The sequence below is a fragment of the Amantichitinum ursilacus genome (assembly GCF_001294205.1).
In the GTDB taxonomy this organism is placed as follows: domain Bacteria; phylum Pseudomonadota; class Gammaproteobacteria; order Burkholderiales; family Chitinibacteraceae; genus Amantichitinum; species Amantichitinum ursilacus.
Genome location: NZ_LAQT01000037.1, coordinates 93,685 through 112,673 on the forward strand (window position 1 = coordinate 93,685; position 18,989 = coordinate 112,673).

At 62.2% G+C, this 18,989-nt stretch carries 13 protein-coding genes; 3 read left to right on the forward strand and 10 right to left on the reverse strand.

The features are described 5' to 3' along the window. Nucleotides 1-18 precede the first annotated feature (18 nt). Nucleotides 19-1,317: a molybdopterin molybdotransferase MoeA gene (locus WG78_RS20575; protein WP_236692090.1), complete on the reverse strand. Its 1,299-nt coding sequence runs from the start codon at nucleotides 1,315-1,317 to the stop codon at nucleotides 19-21. Between the two features lie 25 nt (nucleotides 1,318-1,342). Further along, the gene (locus WG78_RS20580; RefSeq protein WP_053939720.1) at nucleotides 1,343-2,062 is read right to left on the reverse strand and encodes a peptidylprolyl isomerase; all 720 of its coding nucleotides are present in this window, start codon (nucleotides 2,060-2,062) and stop codon (nucleotides 1,343-1,345) included. Between the two features lie 263 nt (nucleotides 2,063-2,325). On the opposite strand from WG78_RS20580, the gene WG78_RS20585 reads away from it, so the two are divergent. After that, nucleotides 2,326-3,036: a MarC family protein gene (locus tag WG78_RS20585; protein WP_053939721.1), complete on the forward strand. Its 711-nt coding sequence runs from the start codon at nucleotides 2,326-2,328 to the stop codon at nucleotides 3,034-3,036. A 41-nt stretch (nucleotides 3,037-3,077) separates the two neighbouring features. Here WG78_RS20585 and waaA read toward each other — a convergent pair whose 3' ends face one another. Next, nucleotides 3,078-4,349, reverse strand: a complete 1,272-nt coding sequence (gene waaA / locus WG78_RS20590) for a lipid IV(A) 3-deoxy-D-manno-octulosonic acid transferase (RefSeq protein WP_053939722.1) — start codon at nucleotides 4,347-4,349, stop codon at nucleotides 3,078-3,080. Further along, nucleotides 4,346-5,305 carry a lipopolysaccharide heptosyltransferase I gene (gene waaC, locus WG78_RS20595; RefSeq protein WP_083459499.1) on the reverse strand — a complete coding sequence of 320 codons (960 nt, stop codon included), beginning with the start codon at nucleotides 5,303-5,305 and terminating at the stop codon, nucleotides 4,346-4,348. Before waaC ends, waaA begins: the two co-directional genes overlap by 4 nt. Nucleotides 5,306-5,394: 89 nt before the next feature. Here waaC and WG78_RS20600 point away from each other — a divergent pair, with 89 nt between their 5' ends. Together WG78_RS20600 and WG78_RS20605 are read left to right on the forward strand one after the other, a co-directional pair. Then, a complete protein-coding gene (locus WG78_RS20600; protein WP_053939724.1) occupies nucleotides 5,395-6,051 on the forward strand; it encodes a GGDEF domain-containing protein in 657 nt (218 codons plus the stop codon). A 10-nt stretch (nucleotides 6,052-6,061) separates the two neighbouring features. Further along, on the forward strand, nucleotides 6,062-6,331 hold the full coding sequence (locus tag WG78_RS20605; protein WP_053939725.1) for a hypothetical protein: 270 nt from the start codon (nucleotides 6,062-6,064) through the stop codon (nucleotides 6,329-6,331). Nucleotides 6,332-6,613: 282 nt separating this feature from the next. Here WG78_RS20605 and WG78_RS20610 read toward each other — a convergent pair whose 3' ends face one another. The 6 genes from WG78_RS20610 to pilG form a co-directional block, all read right to left on the reverse strand. Continuing rightward, a complete protein-coding gene (locus WG78_RS20610; protein ID WP_083459481.1) occupies nucleotides 6,614-7,933 on the reverse strand; it encodes a lytic polysaccharide monooxygenase in 1,320 nt (439 codons plus the stop codon). 250 nt (nucleotides 7,934-8,183) lie between these two features. Further along, nucleotides 8,184-14,456, reverse strand: coding sequence for a hybrid sensor histidine kinase/response regulator (locus tag WG78_RS20615; protein WP_053939727.1), 6,273 nt, complete (start codon nucleotides 14,454-14,456; stop codon nucleotides 8,184-8,186). 133 nt (nucleotides 14,457-14,589) lie between these two features. Next, on the reverse strand, nucleotides 14,590-16,761 hold the full coding sequence (locus WG78_RS20620) for a methyl-accepting chemotaxis protein (RefSeq protein ID WP_083459483.1): 2,172 nt from the start codon (nucleotides 16,759-16,761) through the stop codon (nucleotides 14,590-14,592). 264 nt (nucleotides 16,762-17,025) lie between these two features. Next, nucleotides 17,026-17,538 carry a chemotaxis protein CheW gene (locus WG78_RS20625; RefSeq protein WP_053939728.1) on the reverse strand — a complete coding sequence of 171 codons (513 nt, stop codon included), beginning with the start codon at nucleotides 17,536-17,538 and terminating at the stop codon, nucleotides 17,026-17,028. A 39-nt stretch (nucleotides 17,539-17,577) separates the two neighbouring features. Continuing rightward, on the reverse strand, nucleotides 17,578-17,943 hold the full coding sequence (locus tag WG78_RS20630; protein ID WP_053939729.1) for a response regulator: 366 nt from the start codon (nucleotides 17,941-17,943) through the stop codon (nucleotides 17,578-17,580). Nucleotides 17,944-17,987: 44 nt separating this feature from the next. Beyond that, nucleotides 17,988-18,371, reverse strand: coding sequence for a twitching motility response regulator PilG (gene pilG, locus WG78_RS20635; protein ID WP_053939730.1), 384 nt, complete (start codon nucleotides 18,369-18,371; stop codon nucleotides 17,988-17,990). Nucleotides 18,372-18,989: the final 618 nt, after the last annotated feature.

Sequence of the window (18,989 nt, forward strand, 5' to 3'; positions counted from 1 at the left end):
GGCCTGATTGATGCAAATTCAAAGCTGGCTGGCGTAGGGCAGCCATTGCAGCAAGTCGCCTTCCTGCACGGCCACGTTTTCCGGCACCACCAGCAGGCCCGAACTGATGACGGCGGAGGTCAGCACGCCCGAGCCCTGGTTGGCCACCGGCACGGCGCGACCATCAATCAGATTGGCGCGCAGATATTCGCGCCGCGTTTGTGCGCCGCGGCTAAACCCGGCAGGAAAACGCTGGATTTCGGTGGTGTCGGCCAACGCGCCCTGGCGTTTGGCCAGAAACGGTTTAACCAGCACCAGAAAGGTCACAAAGCCCGATACCGGATTGCCCGGCAGCCCGATAAAGCTGGCGTGGCTGCCGTCGGCGCGGCGGATATGGCCTTGTGCAAACGGTTTGCCCGGCTTGATGGCCATGCGCCACAGATCCAGCGCGCCGTGGGCTTCGACGGCGGCTTTAACGTGGTCTTCATCGCCCACCGAAACGCCGCCCGTGGTCATCACGATATCGTGTTCGGCGGCGGCCTTGAGCAGCGTATCGCGCGTGGTAACGGCGTCGTCGCGCACGATGCCAAAGTCGCTCACCTGATAGCCCTGGCTGGTCAGAAGCGCATTCAGCAGATAACGATTGCTGTTGTAGATCTGACCCGCGCCCAGCGCCTGGCCCGGTTCCACCAGCTCGTTGCCGGTGCACATCAATGCCACGCGCAGCGGGCGCATTACCGTGATCGACGCGATGCCCAGCGAGGCCAGCAAGCCCAGTTCTTGCGCGCGCAAACGTGTCCCTGCGCGCAGCACTACGCTGCCTGCGCGCACGTCATCGCCGCGCGGGCGGATATGTTGTTGCGGTTTAACCTGAAAGTTGACGCGTAACGTGTCGCCGCTAACGCTGCAATCTTCCTGCATCACCACGGCATTGGCGCCCATTGGTATCGGCGCGCCGGTAAAGATGCGCGCGGCGTGGCCGGCAGCCAGTTCGGCCCCGGTTTCGCCGGCGGCGATGCGTTGCACGATGGCATATGTCGCGGGCGGCGCGGCAAAGTCGGGGATGTGGAGCGCGTAGCCGTCCATGGCGCTGTTATCAAAGCCAGGTACGTCCAGCGGGGCGGTGATGTCGTGGGCCAGCACGCGATGGTGCGCGTGGTTCAGCGCAACGGCTTCGGTGTCAGCATCGAGGGGGGAAAGCGGGGTGGCGCTGTCGAGTAACAGGCTCAGCGCTTGATCGACGGAATACATGATGACGATGTCCGGGTTAAAACTCACCGGCGCATCATAACCGAGCGGAACAATCGGCGCGCCACCCACCAGGGCAACGCGCCGCATTTGCGATTCCGCTTAAACAGCAGGCTTAGAGCTGATAGCCCTGGATATCGGCTTTTTGCACCAGGCTTTGCAGGTATTCATGCATGGCGCGGCGCGAGTTGGTTTCGGTCAGGAATTCAGCCAGACGATCTTTGACTTCGTCATAGCCCACGGCTTCGCCCGCAGTCTTTTTGCCGGTGCGGATGATGTGCAGACCAAACTGGGTTTCCACCAGCTCGGGCAGCAGCTCGTTTTCGCCCATGCTGAATACGGCGGCATCAAATTCCGGCACCATCTGGCCGCGGCCAAACTGGCCCAGCGCGCCACCTTGCTGGCCGGACGGGCAAGCCGAATGTTGCTTGGCCAGCGCTTCAAACTTGTACGGCTCGGCCTTCAGCTCAGACAAAATGCCTTCGGCTTTGGCGCGCAGCAGGCTGGCGGGGACGCCGTTTTCCGGGGTAAACAGAATGTGGCTGGCTTCAGCTTGTTCGCCGCGCACAAACGCTTGCGGGTTCTTGGCGTAGAAGTCTTTACAGTCTTCTTCAGTCGCCGCTGGCGGGGCCACTTTGGTGGACAGCAGCTCGCCAATCGCTTCTTCGGGCACCGTGGTGTCCAGGCCTTCGGCCTTGGCGGTTTGCAGCAGCAGTTCGCGCAGGATCAGTTCCTGCACGGTCGCGTCATGCGCATTGGGCGCGTCGTCATGATGCGGCAGTTCCGCCTGGATCATTGCGTCGGTAATTTCGACGCCGTTTACGGTAATAGCCATATTTGCTCCTCAGGCGAAAAAGGTAAGGGCCGCATTTGCGGCCCGGTGCGCGGATTCTAGCGTGCCTGGTTCATTTGCACGTGGAAATCCTGCGATACGTTATGCATCATTGGGCGTCCGCGATCTTTGCTGCGGAAAATAATTGCTGCAGAGGGATATGAGGTCACTGCTGGCGCGCATAAAGAGGGCGTGGCCAGTTTTATTTTATAAACAAGAATGCGCTGCGGCGATCAGCCCGCGGCCTCTGTCACAGCCAGGTGGTTATGCACCCGTATATCGCACTTTTTTTTACCAAGTTATTGCTGGTATTGGCGGGTTTGATTCCCATCGTCAATCCGCTCGGCGCTGCGCCGATTTTTTTATCGATGACGGCGCGTTATACCTCGGCCGAACGCGCGGTATTAGCGCGCCGAATTGGTATTTATTGTTTCTGTCTGTTGCTGGGCAGCATGTTTGTCGGTACGTACGTGCTCGATTTCTTTGGCGTGTCGTTGCCGATTGTGCGGGTCTGTGGCGGCTTGCTGGTGGCGGCGGCGGGCTGGAAATTGCTGAACGACAGCAATGCCGGCGATTCCAGCGAGCCGATCGGCGACGCCACTGAAACCATCGAAACCCCGCAACGTCGCGATGAATTGCGCCAGCGCGCGTTTTTTCCGCTCAGCTTTCCATTTACGGTGGGTCCGGGTTCGATCACGGTGGCCATCACGCTGGGCGTGGGTATCCATGACGAAAGCGCGCATCGCGTGGTGCTGCCGCTGGCCAGCGTGGCGGGCGTAGCGGTCGTAGCGTTGATTGTATATCTGGTGGATCGCTATGCCGACAAGGCGCTCAGCCTGATCGGTCGCACCGGCACGGTGGTGTTCATGCGGCTGTCGGCGTTTATTTTGTTGTGTCTGGGTGCGCAGATTTTGTGGGATGGCGCCAGCGGCCTGGCGGGCGACTTTATCGCCACCCATCCGTGGGCCACGCATTGATCTGCGGGTGGCAACGGCGGTAAGCGCCATTGCCGCCGCCATCAATCACGCGGCACGCGGCGTTTGAGCAAATCCAGCACCCGTTGCGTTGCGCCGCGATGGGCGCTGGCAAAGCGCGTGGCGATCTTGCTGGCCTCGGCGCGGGCAGAGCGGTTATTCAGCCATTGCGCCGCCAGCCGCGCCACTTCGGTGGCATCCTGGCCTTGGCGCGCCGCGCCCACTTCCAGGGCCAGTTGCGCCGCCTGGGCAAAGTTGAAGGTCGATGGCCCCAATACCACCGGCGTGCCGGCCGCGCACGATTCAATCAGATTCTGGCTCCCAAACGGCAGGATGGAGCCGCCGATAATGGCCAAGTCAGCCAGCGCATACCAGGCATTCAGTTCGCCCATGCTATCGCCCAGCAATACCGTGGTTTCCAGCGGGATGGGCGTCTCATCCCACGCGCTGCGGCGTAGTGAACGCACGCCGCGTTGGCTCAGCAATTCCGCCACTTCGTTAAAGCGTTGCGGATGGCGTGGCACCAGCACCAGCAAGGTGTGCGGCGGCAGCGTCACCGCTTCCAGCGCGTCCAGCAGCAATGGCTCTTCGCCTTCGCGGCTGGAGGCGATCAGCAATACCGGGCGGTCGCCCACCAGCGTGCGCCAGTGCGCGCCGCGCGCCACCAGCTCAGTAGCGGGCTCGAAATCAAATTTAACGTTGCCCACCACGCTGACATTTTGTGCGCCCAGGGCGATCAGGCGCTCGGCGTCGGCTTTGCTTTGCGCAAAGGTGCCGGTCAGACCGGTAATGGCGGGGCTGAGCAACCAGCGCACGCGGCGATAGCCCTCGGCCGATTTGGCGCTGAGCCGCGCGTTGACTAAAAACAGCGGTACTTTGCGGCGTTGGCAGGCGTGGACCAGATTGGGCCACAGTTCGGTTTCCATCAGCAGGCCGAACAGCGGTTGATAGCGCTTTAAAAACCGTTGCGTGGCGCCGGGATAATCGTAAGGCAGATAGGCAATTTCGACGCGATCACCGAGCAGCGATTGCGCGGTCTCGCGGCCCGTCGGTGTCATGCAGGTCAGCAGCAGGGGGCGGCCCGGCCAGGCGCGTTCCAGCGCGTTGATCAACGGCACCGCGGCGCGCACTTCGCCCACCGACACCGCATGCAGCCAGATCACGCCGCTGACGCGCGTGGGCTGTTGGTAACGCGCCCAGCGTTCGTCCCAATTAAGCTTGTAGGCGGGCTGTTTGCGCGCGCGGCGCAGTAAATACAGTGCCACCCCCGGCGTCATGGCCCACAGCAGCAGGTTGTACAACCAGCGCACGATCATGCGCGCATCCCGGTTTGGGTGGCTTGCCAGACTTCGTCCACGCTGGGCACGACGCCCATTGCGCCCAGGTTGACGGCATAGGTGGTGGCCAGCACGCCGGTTTGCGTGGGGTCGGATGCGCAATAAATCGCCACCACGGGCGTGGCCATGGCCGCGGCCAGATGCGCCAGCCCCGTATCGACGCCGACCACTACGCGCGCATCGGCCAGCAAGGTGGCGGCTTCGGTCAGGCTGATGCGGGGCGCGGCCACGGCGTTGGGGATGGCGGCGGCCAGGCGCTCGGCCCGCGCTTGTTCGCGCGCACTGCCCCACGGCAGGATGCAGGCCAGCCCGCGTTGCGCCAGCCGCGCGCCCAAAGCCACCCAATGCGCTTCGGGCCATTCCTTGTCTTCGCGGCTGGTGGCCGACAGCAAGACGGCGTACGGCGTGGTGGGCAGCCACGACAAATGCACGTCGGGCCGCGGCAAACCGTAGTCGATGGCGCTGGGTGAGATGTAATTGAGCGCGCCTGAGGCAATCTGGCGCACGCGTTCAATCGCCGGTTGGTCCCACACCCCGGGTATCTTGTTGCGATACATCAGCGCGGCCAGCGGTTCGCGCGCCCAGCTGCGATCGGGCCCCGCCACCGGGCCGTGGGCAATCTGCGCCACCAGGGCGCTTTTAATCAGGCCTTGGACATCCAGCACCATGTCATAGCGTTGTTTGCGTAAGCCTGTCAGTGCGGCACCGATATCGGCACGCGTATCGGCGCGCCAGAATGACTTGCGCCAGCGTCGCATGGCGATGGGTACCACATCGCGCACGGCCGGATGCAGCCGGGGCAGGGCCGCAAAGCTTTCTTCGCAAACCCAGTCCAGACGCAGGCCAGGCAGGGCGCGCGCCATGTCCGTCACCGCAGGCATGGCGTGGATGATGTCACCCATCGAAGAGAGTTTGACCAACAGTATTTTCGGCATGGGCGGCATTCTAGCAGGCCGCGCGCTTTGGCACAGGCGGCCCGTTCTGGCTACACTGGCGGTTAATCGATAACGTTTGCGAACCTTGCATGAATATTTCTGTGCGTGTTGTCTGGATTATCGCCCTGTTGGGCTGGTTGTTTGCTGCATGCGGGTTGGCAGCCTGGTGGCGCTTACGCGAAGACTTTTTGCGCCTGGCGCAACGGCATACGCAAAAGAACGGTATCGATCCGCTCACGGGTTTATCGCTGCGCGACCGCTTTCTGGAAGACGCGGCCGTGGCGGTTAACCGCGCGCAACGGAATGGCCAGCCGCTGAGTGTGATTCTGGTGGGCATTGAAGACATGCACGGCATCAATCAGCGCCACGGCCATCTGGGCGGCGATCTGGTGCTGAAACAACTGGCCGAGATGTGCCGCGAAAACCTGCGCGACTTTGATATCGTCGGGCGCTTTTCCAGCGAAGAGGTGGCGTTGGTGTTGGTGGATACCGCCGAAAGCGGCGCGCAGATTGTCGCCAACCGGCTGTTAACGCGCAGTAGCGCCCATACAGTGGCCCTGCCCGATGGGCAGCAGTTTGAATTTGGCGTGGGTGTCGGGATCAGCCAGCTGCATGACGAACGCGAAACCGCCGAAGACCTGTTGCTGGGCGCGGATGCCGATCTGGCCTTGCGCCGTGCGGCGCGCAAACCGGGCTCGGCACGGGTGATCAACGGCACGCCGCCTGCTCCGGCCGCATTGGCGTGAGGGCCGCAGCATGAAGATCGTGCGTGTGATTGAAGTGTGGGAAAAAGACCTCGACGGCGCGTTTGTGGGCTATCTGCCAGTGGCTGATACGCTCTCGCTGCCGTTTCTGTTTGGCTTGTTCGCGCACGAGCAAGACCGGCCCGACCCCGAGATGAAGTTGTCTTATATGCTCGATGCCCGCCGCATTGAGGCGCTGCAACCGTGGGTGGCGCAGCAAATGGACGCCGCGCAATTCGATTACATTCTCACCGCCCACCGCTACCCGGACCAACCCGCGTAAACCGACGCCGTCGCATAGGGTGGGTCATGACCCACCAGCCAAAGCCAACGAGAAGAAAATAACGGGTTGCGAGGTACTTCTTCGCGGCTTTGAGTGGTGGGTCATGACCCACCCTATTTCTGTAGCGCGATCACATAGGGTGGGTCTGGACCCACCAAGTAAAGCCAACGAGAAGAACAACGCGGTTTCAAAGTTCTTCTTCGCGGCTTTGAGCGGTGGGTCACGACCCACCCTATTTCTGTCGCGCGATCACATCGGGTGGGTCTAGGCCCACCCGATGGCTTACTTGCAGCTACCGAGGTCTTGCCAGACGCCCCATTGGCCGCTGGCCGAGGGGTTGTCGTTTTGCGTCCACCATTTGTTCTGGTAGTTGTGCGCGCTGTAGCTGACCTTGGTGCCTGCGGTGGCGTATGCCTGCGTGGCCACCCATGCCGGTGCGCAACTGGTTGATGGCGTTGGGGTTGGCGCGGGGGTGGGCGCGGGCGTTGGCGTCGGCGTGGGCACGGGCACGGGCGTCGGAACCGGCGTCGGTGCCGGCGTTGGCGCAGGCGTCGGGTTCGGCGTTGGTGTTGGCGTTGGTGTTGGCGTTGGCGCAGGTGTCGGCGTCGGCGTCGGCGTCACCCCATTCACATCCACCTGCCACGTATACGTATTGCCATCGCGCGAATACACATGGTTGCCCGTTGCATTCTTTTGCGGCGAAACCGTGCCGTCGGTGCCCAGCGTGCCGATGCTCACATAGCGGGACGAGGTATTCACCGTCTGCGCCATATAAAACGGCCAGTTGGCCGCCAGATACATGGCATCACCATTGGCGCTATAGGTGCTCATGGTGGTCGACCACGTTTCCAGATCGGCGCCGTTCTTGTCGAACAGCCGGAACACCACCTTGGTGCCATCGGCCAGGTTCTGCGCGGCGGTCACCGTGCCCAGGTCTTTAAAGCTGGATACCACCGGGGTAAAGCTCACATCCGAGCACGAATAAAATGCCTCGGTGCTGTCCGAGCGCTGCCACGTCGCATAAATCACATGGTGGCCGCTTTTGCCGGTGGGCAAGGTGCAGCTCAGGTGATAGCGATTGTTAGCGTCGGCGGTCAGGTTGCCCAGCGTGCAGAACTGTTGCAGATCGGACCATTTCAGCGGCGCGGTCTCACTCCAGCCATCGCGCGTCACATACAGCGTCCACGCCTTGGTGGCGTGCTTGGCGGTGGCGTTCCAGACAAAGTCGAACTTGCCGTTGGCGTCGGGCGCGATCACCGTGGTGGCCCAGTCCTGACGCGGCAAATCCAGCCCGGCATAGTTGGCCTTGCCGCCCGCGCACAACTGGCCATCGGGCACGACCGCTTGATGATTGCTGTTGGCGTTGGCCTGGTTCACGCCCGCCCAGTCATACAACATCTGCGGCCCGGACAGCGCCACCGCCGCCTGGCACGCCGCCGAAGTGGGCGCTTCGGGGCCTTCTTTAAAGCACTTGTAGACGCGGCTGATGGGCGATTCCATCGAGCCGTGCGCCAGCGCCGGTTGCGCCAGTCCGGCCAGCAGGGCCAGGCATAGCGGGGTCATGATGCAACGTGCTACGGACTTGTGTGTTACCGGTTTCATTTAAAACTCCTCTTTCCTCTGGTTTTGGTCGGACCTGGCAACAGGCCTCTGTTTTAGCGATCAAGGCCATGTATACAAGCCAGCCAGGTCACGGCTAACAGTAGGAAAGGGGTTGCCTTGATACAAGGCAGATACAAATGGGCGGGCTCGGCGGCGCGGTGGGCGGCGGATTGGGCGGGCGGGTCGCGCCCATAGAAAAAGGCTGCCGAAGCAGCCTTTTTGCGTAATGCATCAAACCGTGCCAGCGCGCTTAGCTATGCACGTACTGGCGAATATGCGCCAGCAGTTCATCTTCCTGATACGGCTTGCCCAGGAACACATTCACGCCCAGTTCGTTGGCGTAATTGCGGTGCTTATCGGCGGTGCGCGACGTGATCATGATGATCGGAATATGGCGCGTATCGTCGTTGGCGCGGATGTTACGCGTCAGCTCAAAGCCATCCATACGCGGCATTTCGATATCGACCAGCATCACCGCCGGCTTCAGATCCTGCAACTGCTGCAGCGCATCCACGCCGTCCTTGGCGGTCTGCACCTGGAAGCCTTCGCGTGCCAGCAAACGGCCGGTAATCTTGCGCACGGTCAGCGAGTCATCCACCACCATGATCACCGGTACGGTTTGCAGTTGCTCTGCGCGCGTCGGTGCGGCCTGGCCAGTTTGCGTTGCTACTTCACCGCGGGCCAGCAGCGCCAGCGGGTTCATGATCAGCACGATGTCGCCGTTACCCAGCACGGTGGAGCCCGCCACGCCCGGAATGCGCGCCAGCTGCGGCCCGATCGCCTTGACGACCACTTCCTGGTTTTTAACCAGTTCGTCCACGTGCAAGGCCATGCGGTTGGCGCCCGAACGCAGCAACAGCACGGTGGAGAAGCGCTTGGTTTCCGGCATGCTGCTCGCGTCACCCAACAAGCGCGGGAAATACGAGAACGGATAGCGGCTGCCCAGCCATTCCTGCGCGCGTTGGTCATACAAACGCGCCAGCGCTTCCTGTTTCAGTTCCTGCACCTGTTCGATCATCACCGACGGAATCGCGTACAGGCGGCCCGCAGCTTTAACCAGCAACACTTGCGTCACCGCCAGGGTCAGCGGCAGGTTGATGGTAAACGTCGTGCCCACACCCACTTCGCTGCTGACGTCGACGCGGCCGCCCAGGTTACCGATTTCGTTCTTCACCACGTCCATGCCAATACCACGGCCAGACAGTTGCGTGACGGCCGAGGCGGTGGAGAAGCCCGGCTCAAAAATCATCTGCATCAGATCGCGGTCGGCCACGTCCTGGCCGTCGGTGATCAGGCCTTTCTCCAGCGCCTTGGCGCGGATGCGCGGCAGGTTCAGGCCCTTGCCGTCATCCTTCAGCAGCAGCACCAGTTCGTTGCCTTCCTGGCGCACTTCCACCAACACTTCACCAAACTCGCTCTTGCCAGCGGCGGCGCGCTCTTCCGGGCTTTCCAGGCCATGGTCGATGGCGTTACGCAGCATATGCTCGAACGGCGAAATCATTTTTTCCAGCACGCCGCGGTCAATTTCGACGCGCGCGCCGCGCAATTCCAGGTTGACCTTCTTGCCGGTCTCTTTACCCGTGGTGCGGGTCAGGCGGTACAGACGATCCGAAATGCTTGAGAACGGCACCATGCGCACGCGCATCAGGCTCTGTTGCAGTTCTTTGGTCATGCGCGCTTGCGAGTTCAGCGCCGCGCTCGATTCGTCCAGGTTTTTCAGCAAGTTGTGCTGAATGGTCGAAACGTCGTTCACGCTTTCCGCGATAAAGCGGGTGATCTCTTGCAGACGGGTAAAGCGGTCAAATTCCAGCGGATCAAACGAGGCTTCCAGCGAGTTGCCAATGTCCTTCTCGCGCGCCTGCATTTGCGATTCGGCCTGGATTTCCAGCTCACGCATCTGGCCGCGCAAACGCGTCACGTTTTCGGTCAGATCCAGCAGCGAGCTCTTCAGCGCCAGCATTTCCGATTCGATCCGCGCACGCGAAATCGACACTTCACCGGCCTGGTTAACCAGCTCATCCACCAGTTCCGATTTAACGCGGATGGTGGTTTTGCCTTCGGCATCGGGTGCGGCCACCAGCGCCTGGGCGCGCGGTGCGGCCTGTTGCACGGCGATGCCGCTCACCACGTCGGCGGGCTTGGCTTTGCGGCCCGACAGTTCGTCGAACAGCAAGCTGGTCAGGTCGTAATCGTTTTCCAGTTCTTCCAGCAGCGGGCCGGAGAAATGCGCGCCGGCGGCCAGCAAGCGCGATTCCATGCGGTGCACCGCTTCGCCCATGCGCATCGCGCCAGACATCCGCGCGCTGCCTTTCAGCGTGTGCAACACGCGCTTGAGCTTGTCGGCATCGCTATCGTCGCCTTCATGCAGTGCGCGCAGTACGGCGCCGATTTGCGGCAGCAGCTCGTCGCCTTCTTCGATAAAGACCGGCAGCAATTGCTCGTCGATTTCATCGGTCAGCGCTTCGTCCAGCTCGGCCTTGCGCTCGGTCAGCGTGCCGCTGCCTTGCGTCAACAGGTTATCGAGCGGCGAATCCGGCGCATCGGTGGCTGGCGGCACAAACGCCAGTTGTTGCTCCGGCGCAAATACCGGGTCGGCCAGACCCAGCGCGGCGGCGGGCGCATAAGCGGCTTCTTCGGCTTCGATCTCGCCCAGGTCGGCTTCAACCGGTACGTCGTGATGGGCGTTGTGATGCGCGGCGTCGGCATCATGCGGCTCAAACGGCGCCACTTCGGTATTCCAGCTGTCTTGCGGCAGATCCAGCACGGTGTGCTCAAGATGCGTATCCGCGTCGACGGTGTCGAGGTTGTCTTCGGGCAGCACATCTTCGGCCACGCCCAGATCAATCTCGGCCACGTCATCCAGCGGTTCCAGCTTGCTGGTCGGCGGGTCTTCCATTTCGGCTTCGGCCGCCATGGCTTCAGCGCCGCTGATTTCGCTGATCTCGCTGAGGTCAGCCGGGGCTTCGTCCAGCGTCAGCGTATCGTCGTCGCTCAGCGCTTCCAGTTCGGCTTCGTGGGCGGGTACGTCCTCCACCAACGGCGCGGCCGCCGGTGTCGTATCCAGCACGCTGGCGGCGATATCGGCCGGTACTTCCAGATCCAGATTCAGATCGGCTTCGTCGAGCGCGATTTCGAATTCGGGCGCGGCCATATCGACCGTGTGTTCCACCGGCACCAGTTCGTCCAGCTCGTCCAGCGACAAGGAAATATCCTCGTCCTCATCAGCCACCGACACCGCTTCGGGCGCGGCGGGCAGGCTCAGTTCCAGCGCTGCGCTGTCTTCCAGCGCCAGGTCCAGCGCGGTATCGGCCAGCGAGATCTCGTCGTCGTGCGCCAGCTGCGGCGTATCCAGATTCAGATCCAGGCTCAACACGTCTTCGATGCCCGGTGCTTCCAGGTTCAACACCAGGCTATCAGCGGGGTCAGCCGGTTCGGCTTCAGCGGCCAAGTCGGTTTCGACCACGCCCGCGTCTGCGGCGAGGCCGGCATCCGGCGCCGATTCAAAGCTGAAGTTGGCCGCTTCATCCGCGTCCAGCGCCGTCGAAAACTCGATCGGCTCAGCCGTCATCGCGGCGGTGGTTTCTTCGCGGCTTAGCGTGGGGCTGCTGGCTTCCAGCAATTCCAGATCGGCGCTGTGCGCGGACGGGTCTTGCTCGTCCGACGGCAGATCAAAGGTGAATTCATCGTCAGCGACCAGGTCGGCGCTGGCGTCATCAGCCAGCTCGAAGCCCGCTTCCGGCGCGGCATGCGCGGCGAATGCTTCGGCGCTTTCCACGCTGGCAAAGTCAGCCGGCGACACGGCATCGAGTTCGATCGGTGCGGCAGCCGGGCTGTCTTCCAGCGACAATTCCAGCGCTTCTTCGTGCAGCGCGGCCAGCTGGCCGATCTCGAAGGTGGCGTAGGTCGGCGCTTCGCGGTTGAAAATCTGATGCAGTTGTTCTTCGACGCGCGTTACCGCGCCACCCAGCAGCGGCCCTTGTTCGTACACGCGCTCGCCCAGTTCCTGCACGGCGTGTTCGATGGCATAGGACAACTCGCCCAGACCGCGGAAACCGGCCGTGGAGGCGATGCCGCCCAGCGTATGCGCGGCCAGCAAAAAGTCCGGCGGCAGGCGGTTGCCTTGCGCCAGCGCGTTGCGACCCGTCACCAGCGCGTGCAGATGGCGTTCGGCTTCGTCGCGGAAAATGCTGAACAGCGTGGCCGACACGGTCACGTCGCCCACTTGCACATCGGCCGGGCTGTCTTCTTGCTCGGCGTGCGGTGTGGCTTCGGGCGTTACCGAAGCCACCGATACGGTCGGCAATCCACCGGCCGGAGCGTTATCCAGCGCGGTCTTCAGCGCATCGGCGCGCTGGATCAGCTCGTCCGAATCCACCGAAGCCGTGCCCGTATTGGACAGTTGTTCCACCCAACGCTGGAAGGCGTCGTGGCTGTCTTCGATCAACGCCAGCAAATCCTGCGTGGCAGGTTGTTCGGCCTGCAGCCATTTGTTCATTACTTGCTCAATCGCCCAGGCGGCTTCGCCCAGATGATTCAGGCCCACCATGCGACCGCTGCCCTTCAGCGTATGGAAGGCGCGGCGCAGTACGGTCAGCGCTTCGCGGTCGTGCGGGGCGGTCTTGCAGATGGCGACCTGGCTGGCGATGGTGGCCAGCACTTCCACCGCTTCTTCGAGGTAAACCTCCAGCAACTCGGCGTCCACCGCTTCGTCGGACTGCGGCAAGGCGCGCGGTGCGGCGGCGGCTTCGATCACTTCGGGTGCGGCGGTTTCTTCCACCACCGCGGCGGCGGCCGGGGCGATCATCGGCGGCTCGGCTTCCAGCGCCGCGGCCACGTCGGTGACTTCGGGCTGCGGCGGCACAAAACCGGTCATGCGGGTCAGCATCGGCTGCACCAGCGTGGCGTTCTCGTCGCGGCCTTGTTCCATCGCATCGATATAGAAGCCGATGACGGAGAAGCCTTCGGCCAGTTCTTCCAGCTCGGCGTGCGTGGGCGCTTCTTCGCGGCCGGCAAACATCTGCACGCGTTCCTGGCAAGCTTGCAGCAACAGCACGGCGTCGTCGCAACCCAGCATCATCAGCGCGCCTTGTACCTGGCGCACGCTTGGGTCGATCGATTGCAGCACGTCGCGTTGCGTGGCATCGCGGAAGAAGGTGTCGAGCGATTCTTCAATCACTTGCAGGTTGCTGCGCATTTCTTGCGCCAGCTGAGCAACCAGCAGTTTTTCTTGCGCCTCGCGGCTGACAGCATCCAGCTGCGGCAGTTCGACGTCGGCGTTCGGGTCTTCCAGCCGGCGCACCATCGCCTGCGCTTGCTCGTCAAATTCGGGCGAGGTTTGCGGGTAGATGGCCAGTGCGTTGTCGGCCAGCAGCAGGGCGGTGGCCAGTTCCAGCGCTTCGCTTTCGCCGATGCCGCCCTGGCGATACCGGTCGAGCGCCAGGCGTACGCCTTTCCACAAGCCGGCAAGGCCCGGGATTTCGAGTTCGGCGGAGCGTTGCTCCAGTTGTTCCACATCGCTGCTTAGCGCGGGCAAACGTTCGGCCTGGCCCGCCGCCACGCGGCTCCACAATTCTTTGGTGGTGGCCAGATCATCGCGCAGCGTACGCGCGGCTTGCAGGCGCGCTTGCGCTTCGGGCGACAGCGTATCGGCGGCGGCGTCGGCCAGCATGCCGGGCAACTGGAATGAGGTGCGCAGATGTTGCGCCAGCGTGCTCTGGCTGTCCTGGTGCGCCAGGATGTACAGCAGATCGCGGAACAGACGCTCGGCCACCTTGCCCGAGCCATCGGAAAGGCGACGCAATTGCAGGTTCATGCGCATCAGCAATGCGCGCGCATCCAGATCCAGCTCGGCGCGGTTGGTGGGCAGCGCGTCGACCACTGCCGCAGCGCTCCACCAGAACGCGCGGGTAATGCCGGTATGCTGTGCCGCGGCCAGTTCGGACAAGCTGCGCGCCATTGCGGTGGCGCCACCGGCGTCCTTGTTACGCAGATAGCGCAGCAGGCCCGATTCAAAGCGCGTGCGTTGTTGGCGTACCCAGGTCGACCAGGCGGCCGGGTCGACTTGCGAGGTCGGCAGATTGGCCGGCACGTCCAGTTCGCCCAGTTGCGGAAAGAACAGCTCCGCGCCCGAACCTTGCGCGCCATGCAGTTGCGCCAGTTTGGCAAACGGCTCGCGCAGCGCCAGCGGCACGTTGGGTGCGCCTGCGGAAATGCGTTCGAGATAACGCGTGGTGTCGCCAATCGCGCCGATGGCGGTGCTCAGCGCTTGCGGCGGCGTTTGCTCGCGCGCCACGCTGGCCACCAGTTGTTCGATTTCTTCGCAATAGCGAGCCAGACCAGCCAGCTCCACCATTTGCAATGCGCCTACGGCCTGGTGCAGATGCGTTTGCGCGTGCTTGAGCAGCGCGGCATCGGGCGCCGTCTGGTATTGCGTCAGCGCGGTGGCTGCGCGATCGAGGGTTTGTTCCAGCTCACCCTTCACCCAGACTAAAGAGCCGTGGTCGAATTCGGTATGCACGCTCATGTGGAGTACTCAGTTCGGTAAGCAATAAGGCGCCGCGCGCGACTAAGGGCAGGGGCGCGCGCCGCCGTGCACCGGCCTTGGCCGGTGCGGGCAAGATCAATGTGCAAGGCGCGGTTTGGGCCGCGCCTTTTCATCAGCTTAGTTTGAAGCCCGCGACCGAGCTCTTCAGGCCCACGGCCAGACCGTTCAGCTGGCCGACCACGTTAGCGGACTGTTTCACACCGGCGGAGGTCTGCTCGGTGACCGCCAGAATGTCGCGCATCGAGGCGTTCACGCGGGCTGCCAGCGCGGTCTGGTCTTCGGTTTCGTGGGCAATCGACTGAATCAGCGCCGACAGATCACGCGTTACCGACTCGATCTGCGTCAGTGCGCGGCCAGCGGCATCGGACAACTTGGCCCCTTCCACCACACCCTGGGTGGACACTTCCATAGCGGCCACGGCGTCGTGCGTATCGGTCTGAATGGTCTTCACAATCGCGCCGATCTGCTTGGTGGCTTCGCCGGAGCGTTCAGCCAGACGCTGCACTTCTTCCGCCACCACCGAGAAGCCGCGACCGGCTTCGCCGGCTGCCGCGGCCTGGATGGCTGCGTTCAGCGCCAGTACGTTGGTCTGTTCAGTAATGTCGGAAATCAGTTCCACGATTTCGCCAATTTCCTGTGACGATTCGCCCAGACGTTTAATCCGTTTTGCAGTTTCCTGAATCTGCTCGCGGATTTCATTCATACCCTTGATCTGGTTGTTTACCGCCGCCGCGCCTTGCTCGGCGGCCGCCAGCGACGCCTGCGCCACCTCGGACGACTGGGCTGCGGTGGCCGATACGCCCTGAATCGAGCGCACCATCTGTTCAACCGTGTTGTTGGTACTGGTAATTTCGCGCGACTGGCGGTCGGCAGCGGCAATCAGCTCCGTCGAAACGCCCTGCGCCTCGCCGGTAGCCGAACTCACCTGGTCGGTGGCGCGGTTAATACCGGTAATCAGCGAACGCAACTCTTCAATCGTGTAGTTGATCGAGTCGGCGATCGCGCCGGTCAGGTCTTCGGTTACCGACGCGCGTACCGTCAAGTCACCATCGGCCAGATCCGACATTTCGTTCAGCAAGCGCAAAATGGCTTCCTGGTTCTTTTTGTTTTCGTTTTCCGACAACAGGCGACGACGCAGCGAATCCTGGTTGTACACGCGTTGCAGGAAATACAGCGCGGTCACGCCCACGCCGATAAACAAGATTTCAAGAATGGTAACCAGCGCGCTGCCCAGCGTGTTTTCGTACACGTCGGCCAGTTGCATGGTGTCGCGCAGCAGCGGCTCGGAATCCCGCACGATGGCCTGGTTGGCCAGTCGGGTGTTCACCAGCGGCTGCATGTTGCGCGAGAACGACGCCACCACGATTTCAAAATGGTGGAAGTACGAACGCACTTCTTTCAGCTTGTCCACCATGGCCGACGTGTTGGCCGGGCGAATCTGCATTTCTTCGTTGCCATCCATAAAGCCCTGGATGATGTCACCGAAGGTGGAGGTATCTTTACCCAGCAAGAACACGGTCTCGGGGTTGATCAGGTCACCCGCCAGCAGGGCGTTGGCGTTCTTGGCCATCCGTTGCGACAACATCGACAACTGGTTGGCGTAATCCAGTTCGCGCGCGGTGCCGCCGCCTTCGGCCAGCATCGCCGCAAATTGCTGGGTCAGTTCCAGCAAGCGCGCATCATCTTCGTTAATACCGGCCACGCTCTTGCCCACGGTAATCAGTTGGGCTTTCTGCTTGAGAATGGTATCGACGGTGGGGCGGGCCGGGTTGGGGCGATAGGTCTGGTTCCACACCTGATGAATCTGGTCCAGCGTGGCGCCGGGGCTACGCACGAACACGCTGAATACCGTGGGCGCGCCCAGGCCTTCCAGATCGGCGTCGAACTTGTTGTACGAATCTTCCAGAATCTTGAACGCCTCGGCATCGCCGCGCACCGCCAGCGTGGATGCCCGCGCAATCCGCTGCGACAACATCTGCATTTCGGTAGCGGTCGAACGACGCTCGGCGTTGATGCTGGACGCCTTGAACGACAGGAACGCAACGCCCACGGCGGCCACGCCAGCCACCGCCACGGTCACCAGCAGGTAACCCACTTGCGTGCGTGATGGCAGATGCCCAATGAACGGAACCGGACGCAACACGCCGCCTTCGCCGGCTTCCGGCATCCGCAGCTTGTCCAGAATCCACGTGGTTTTCATCGGCTCGAATTTACGAGCCCCGTCCGTAGCCTTGTCCTTCCGGGCAAACGCTCCCTTCAGGTTGCCCAGTTTCAACGTCGCCATGCTATGCCTCTCTCCCGATACTGCCCAAGGGCGCGCCAGCAGGGCGCGCCAATCGCAAGAAAAGCCCATCGCGATCTGACGACGGATGAGCCCACTCTTACGGTTTTAACGATTAATGATGATCTGCGATCACCGGTCTGAAAGTGTTTGTTTCTGGCAGCGAGTACATGGCCAGCCGCCTTACGTTTTTGTGTATTCCCTGACTTCGCACCGCCCAAAAAACGCCGCATGCGGCGAATAAGCAGGGGTGGTTTACAACGATGTTCAGTGCAGACCCGCCTGCAGGAACGCGGCGTCTTGCGACAAGCGGCTGACATCCAGCGTGTGCCAGGCGCCACCGGCCGCATCGGCATAGTGTTCGCCCACCCACGGGTGGTTGGTTGACGCGGGCACCACGGTCATATCGGCCAGATGCTTCAGCCCCAGCATGCGCTCAACCAGCACCGAGGCATGCAGGATATGTTTGGCGTGCAGCAGAATCAGGCGGGCCGCGGCGCTGGGCACCAGCGGGGCTTCGCCAAAAAACGCCGCCAGATCCGTCACGCTGACCAGGTTGCCGCGGATATTGGCGACGCCGCGAAACCAGTGTTGCGCCAGCGGCACTTCGGACACCGTGGGCAGCGGCATCACTTCGGCCACATCACCCAGGTCCAGCAGCCAGTTGTGGCCGCCAATGCGTACGCCCAGGCGTGCATCCACCTGAGCGGTCGCCGCCGCCGTCTTGAGGCGCGCGACCACGCCTTCCTGGTACTCGCGCAAACTGATCCGCTTGGCCATGACTGTTCTCTGTGCTTTGTGCTGATGATCGCGCCGGGCTTAGCCCAGTGCGGCGATCTTGGTAAACAGTTCTTGCGGGTCCACCGGCTTGACGATGTATTCCGCCGCGCCCTGGCGCTTGCCCCAGACCATGTCGGTTTCCTGGTTCTTGCTGGTGCACATGATCACCGGAATATGCTTGGTGACTTCATCGCGCGTAATGGTGCGGGTGGCCTGAAAACCGTTCATGCCGGGCATGACCACATCCATCAGGATCAGGTCGGGCATGATCTCTTTCACTTTGGCCACGGCTTCTTCGCCCGATTCGGCGGTCAGCACCTGGTAGCCGGCTTTGGTCAGCAGCTCGCCCAGAAAATGACGCTCAGTAGGGGAGTCATCCACGATCAGTACTTTTTTGATAGACATGGGTCTGTGTTCACTCTTTGTTACTTGGATTTCGGGAAAGCTGGCTACGCGGCGCGAACGTGTTCGCCTACCGCAGTCAACAAACTGTCCTTGGTAAAAGGCTTGGTCAGATACTGGTCTGATCCCACCATGCGCCCACGGGCCCGATCAAACAGGCCATCTTTGGAAGATAGCATGATGACGGGGGTCGCCTTGAAGCGCGGGTTTTTCTTGATCAGTGAACACGTCTGGTAACCATCAAGCCGCGGCATCATGACATCGACAAAGATCACATCGGGCAGGTGGTCGCTGACTTTGGCCAGCGCATCAAACCCGTCTTCCGCCAGAATGACTTCGCAGCCTGCCTGGCCGAGGAAGATTTCTGCGCTACGGCGGATGGTATTGCTGTCATCGATCACCATCACCTTGACGCCGGCAAGACTCGACATGGAACTCCTCCTGATGCGATGCCACTGCTTTATTGATCTAACGAAATCCGCTGCGCGGTTTTGAGCCCTGTTCAGCCCGTGACGGCCACGCAAATATGCAATGGTCATTCCCTGTTCGCAGGATGATACCGACGCCTTCTCAAATAAGACAAGACTAATAAGCGCGCGGTGTTGCGAGCGGTACGGGCAGCAGGATGCCCGGTTTTAATGACGGGTTTGGGTGGCCCGGAATGAACGGTCAGACCAGCGGGATGGGCGGCGACCGGATGGTCAGACCCGGCGCTGACGGCACGGCGGATTTGAATGCAGGCGACGGTTGAATGCCGATGTCTGCGGCGGCAACAAAACCAGTGGGAAGCCAGTGACGGCGGGGCTGTCAGGCTGGGGCTGTATCGCGGTGTGTCGGCTTTCGTAACGCGGGCGAGGCTTACAGCGCGGGTGGATGGGCCGGGAAAGGATGAACGCCACGACAGCGGCCGTCGGCGACCGACCGGCAGCCCGATGGATCGATACCGACGGCCCCGCACCTGTACGTTCCGCGCCACACTCCGGCTTTATAGGGTGGGTCTGGACCCACCCATCAATGCCGCGAAGAAGAAACCCGCACGTCGATCGGTT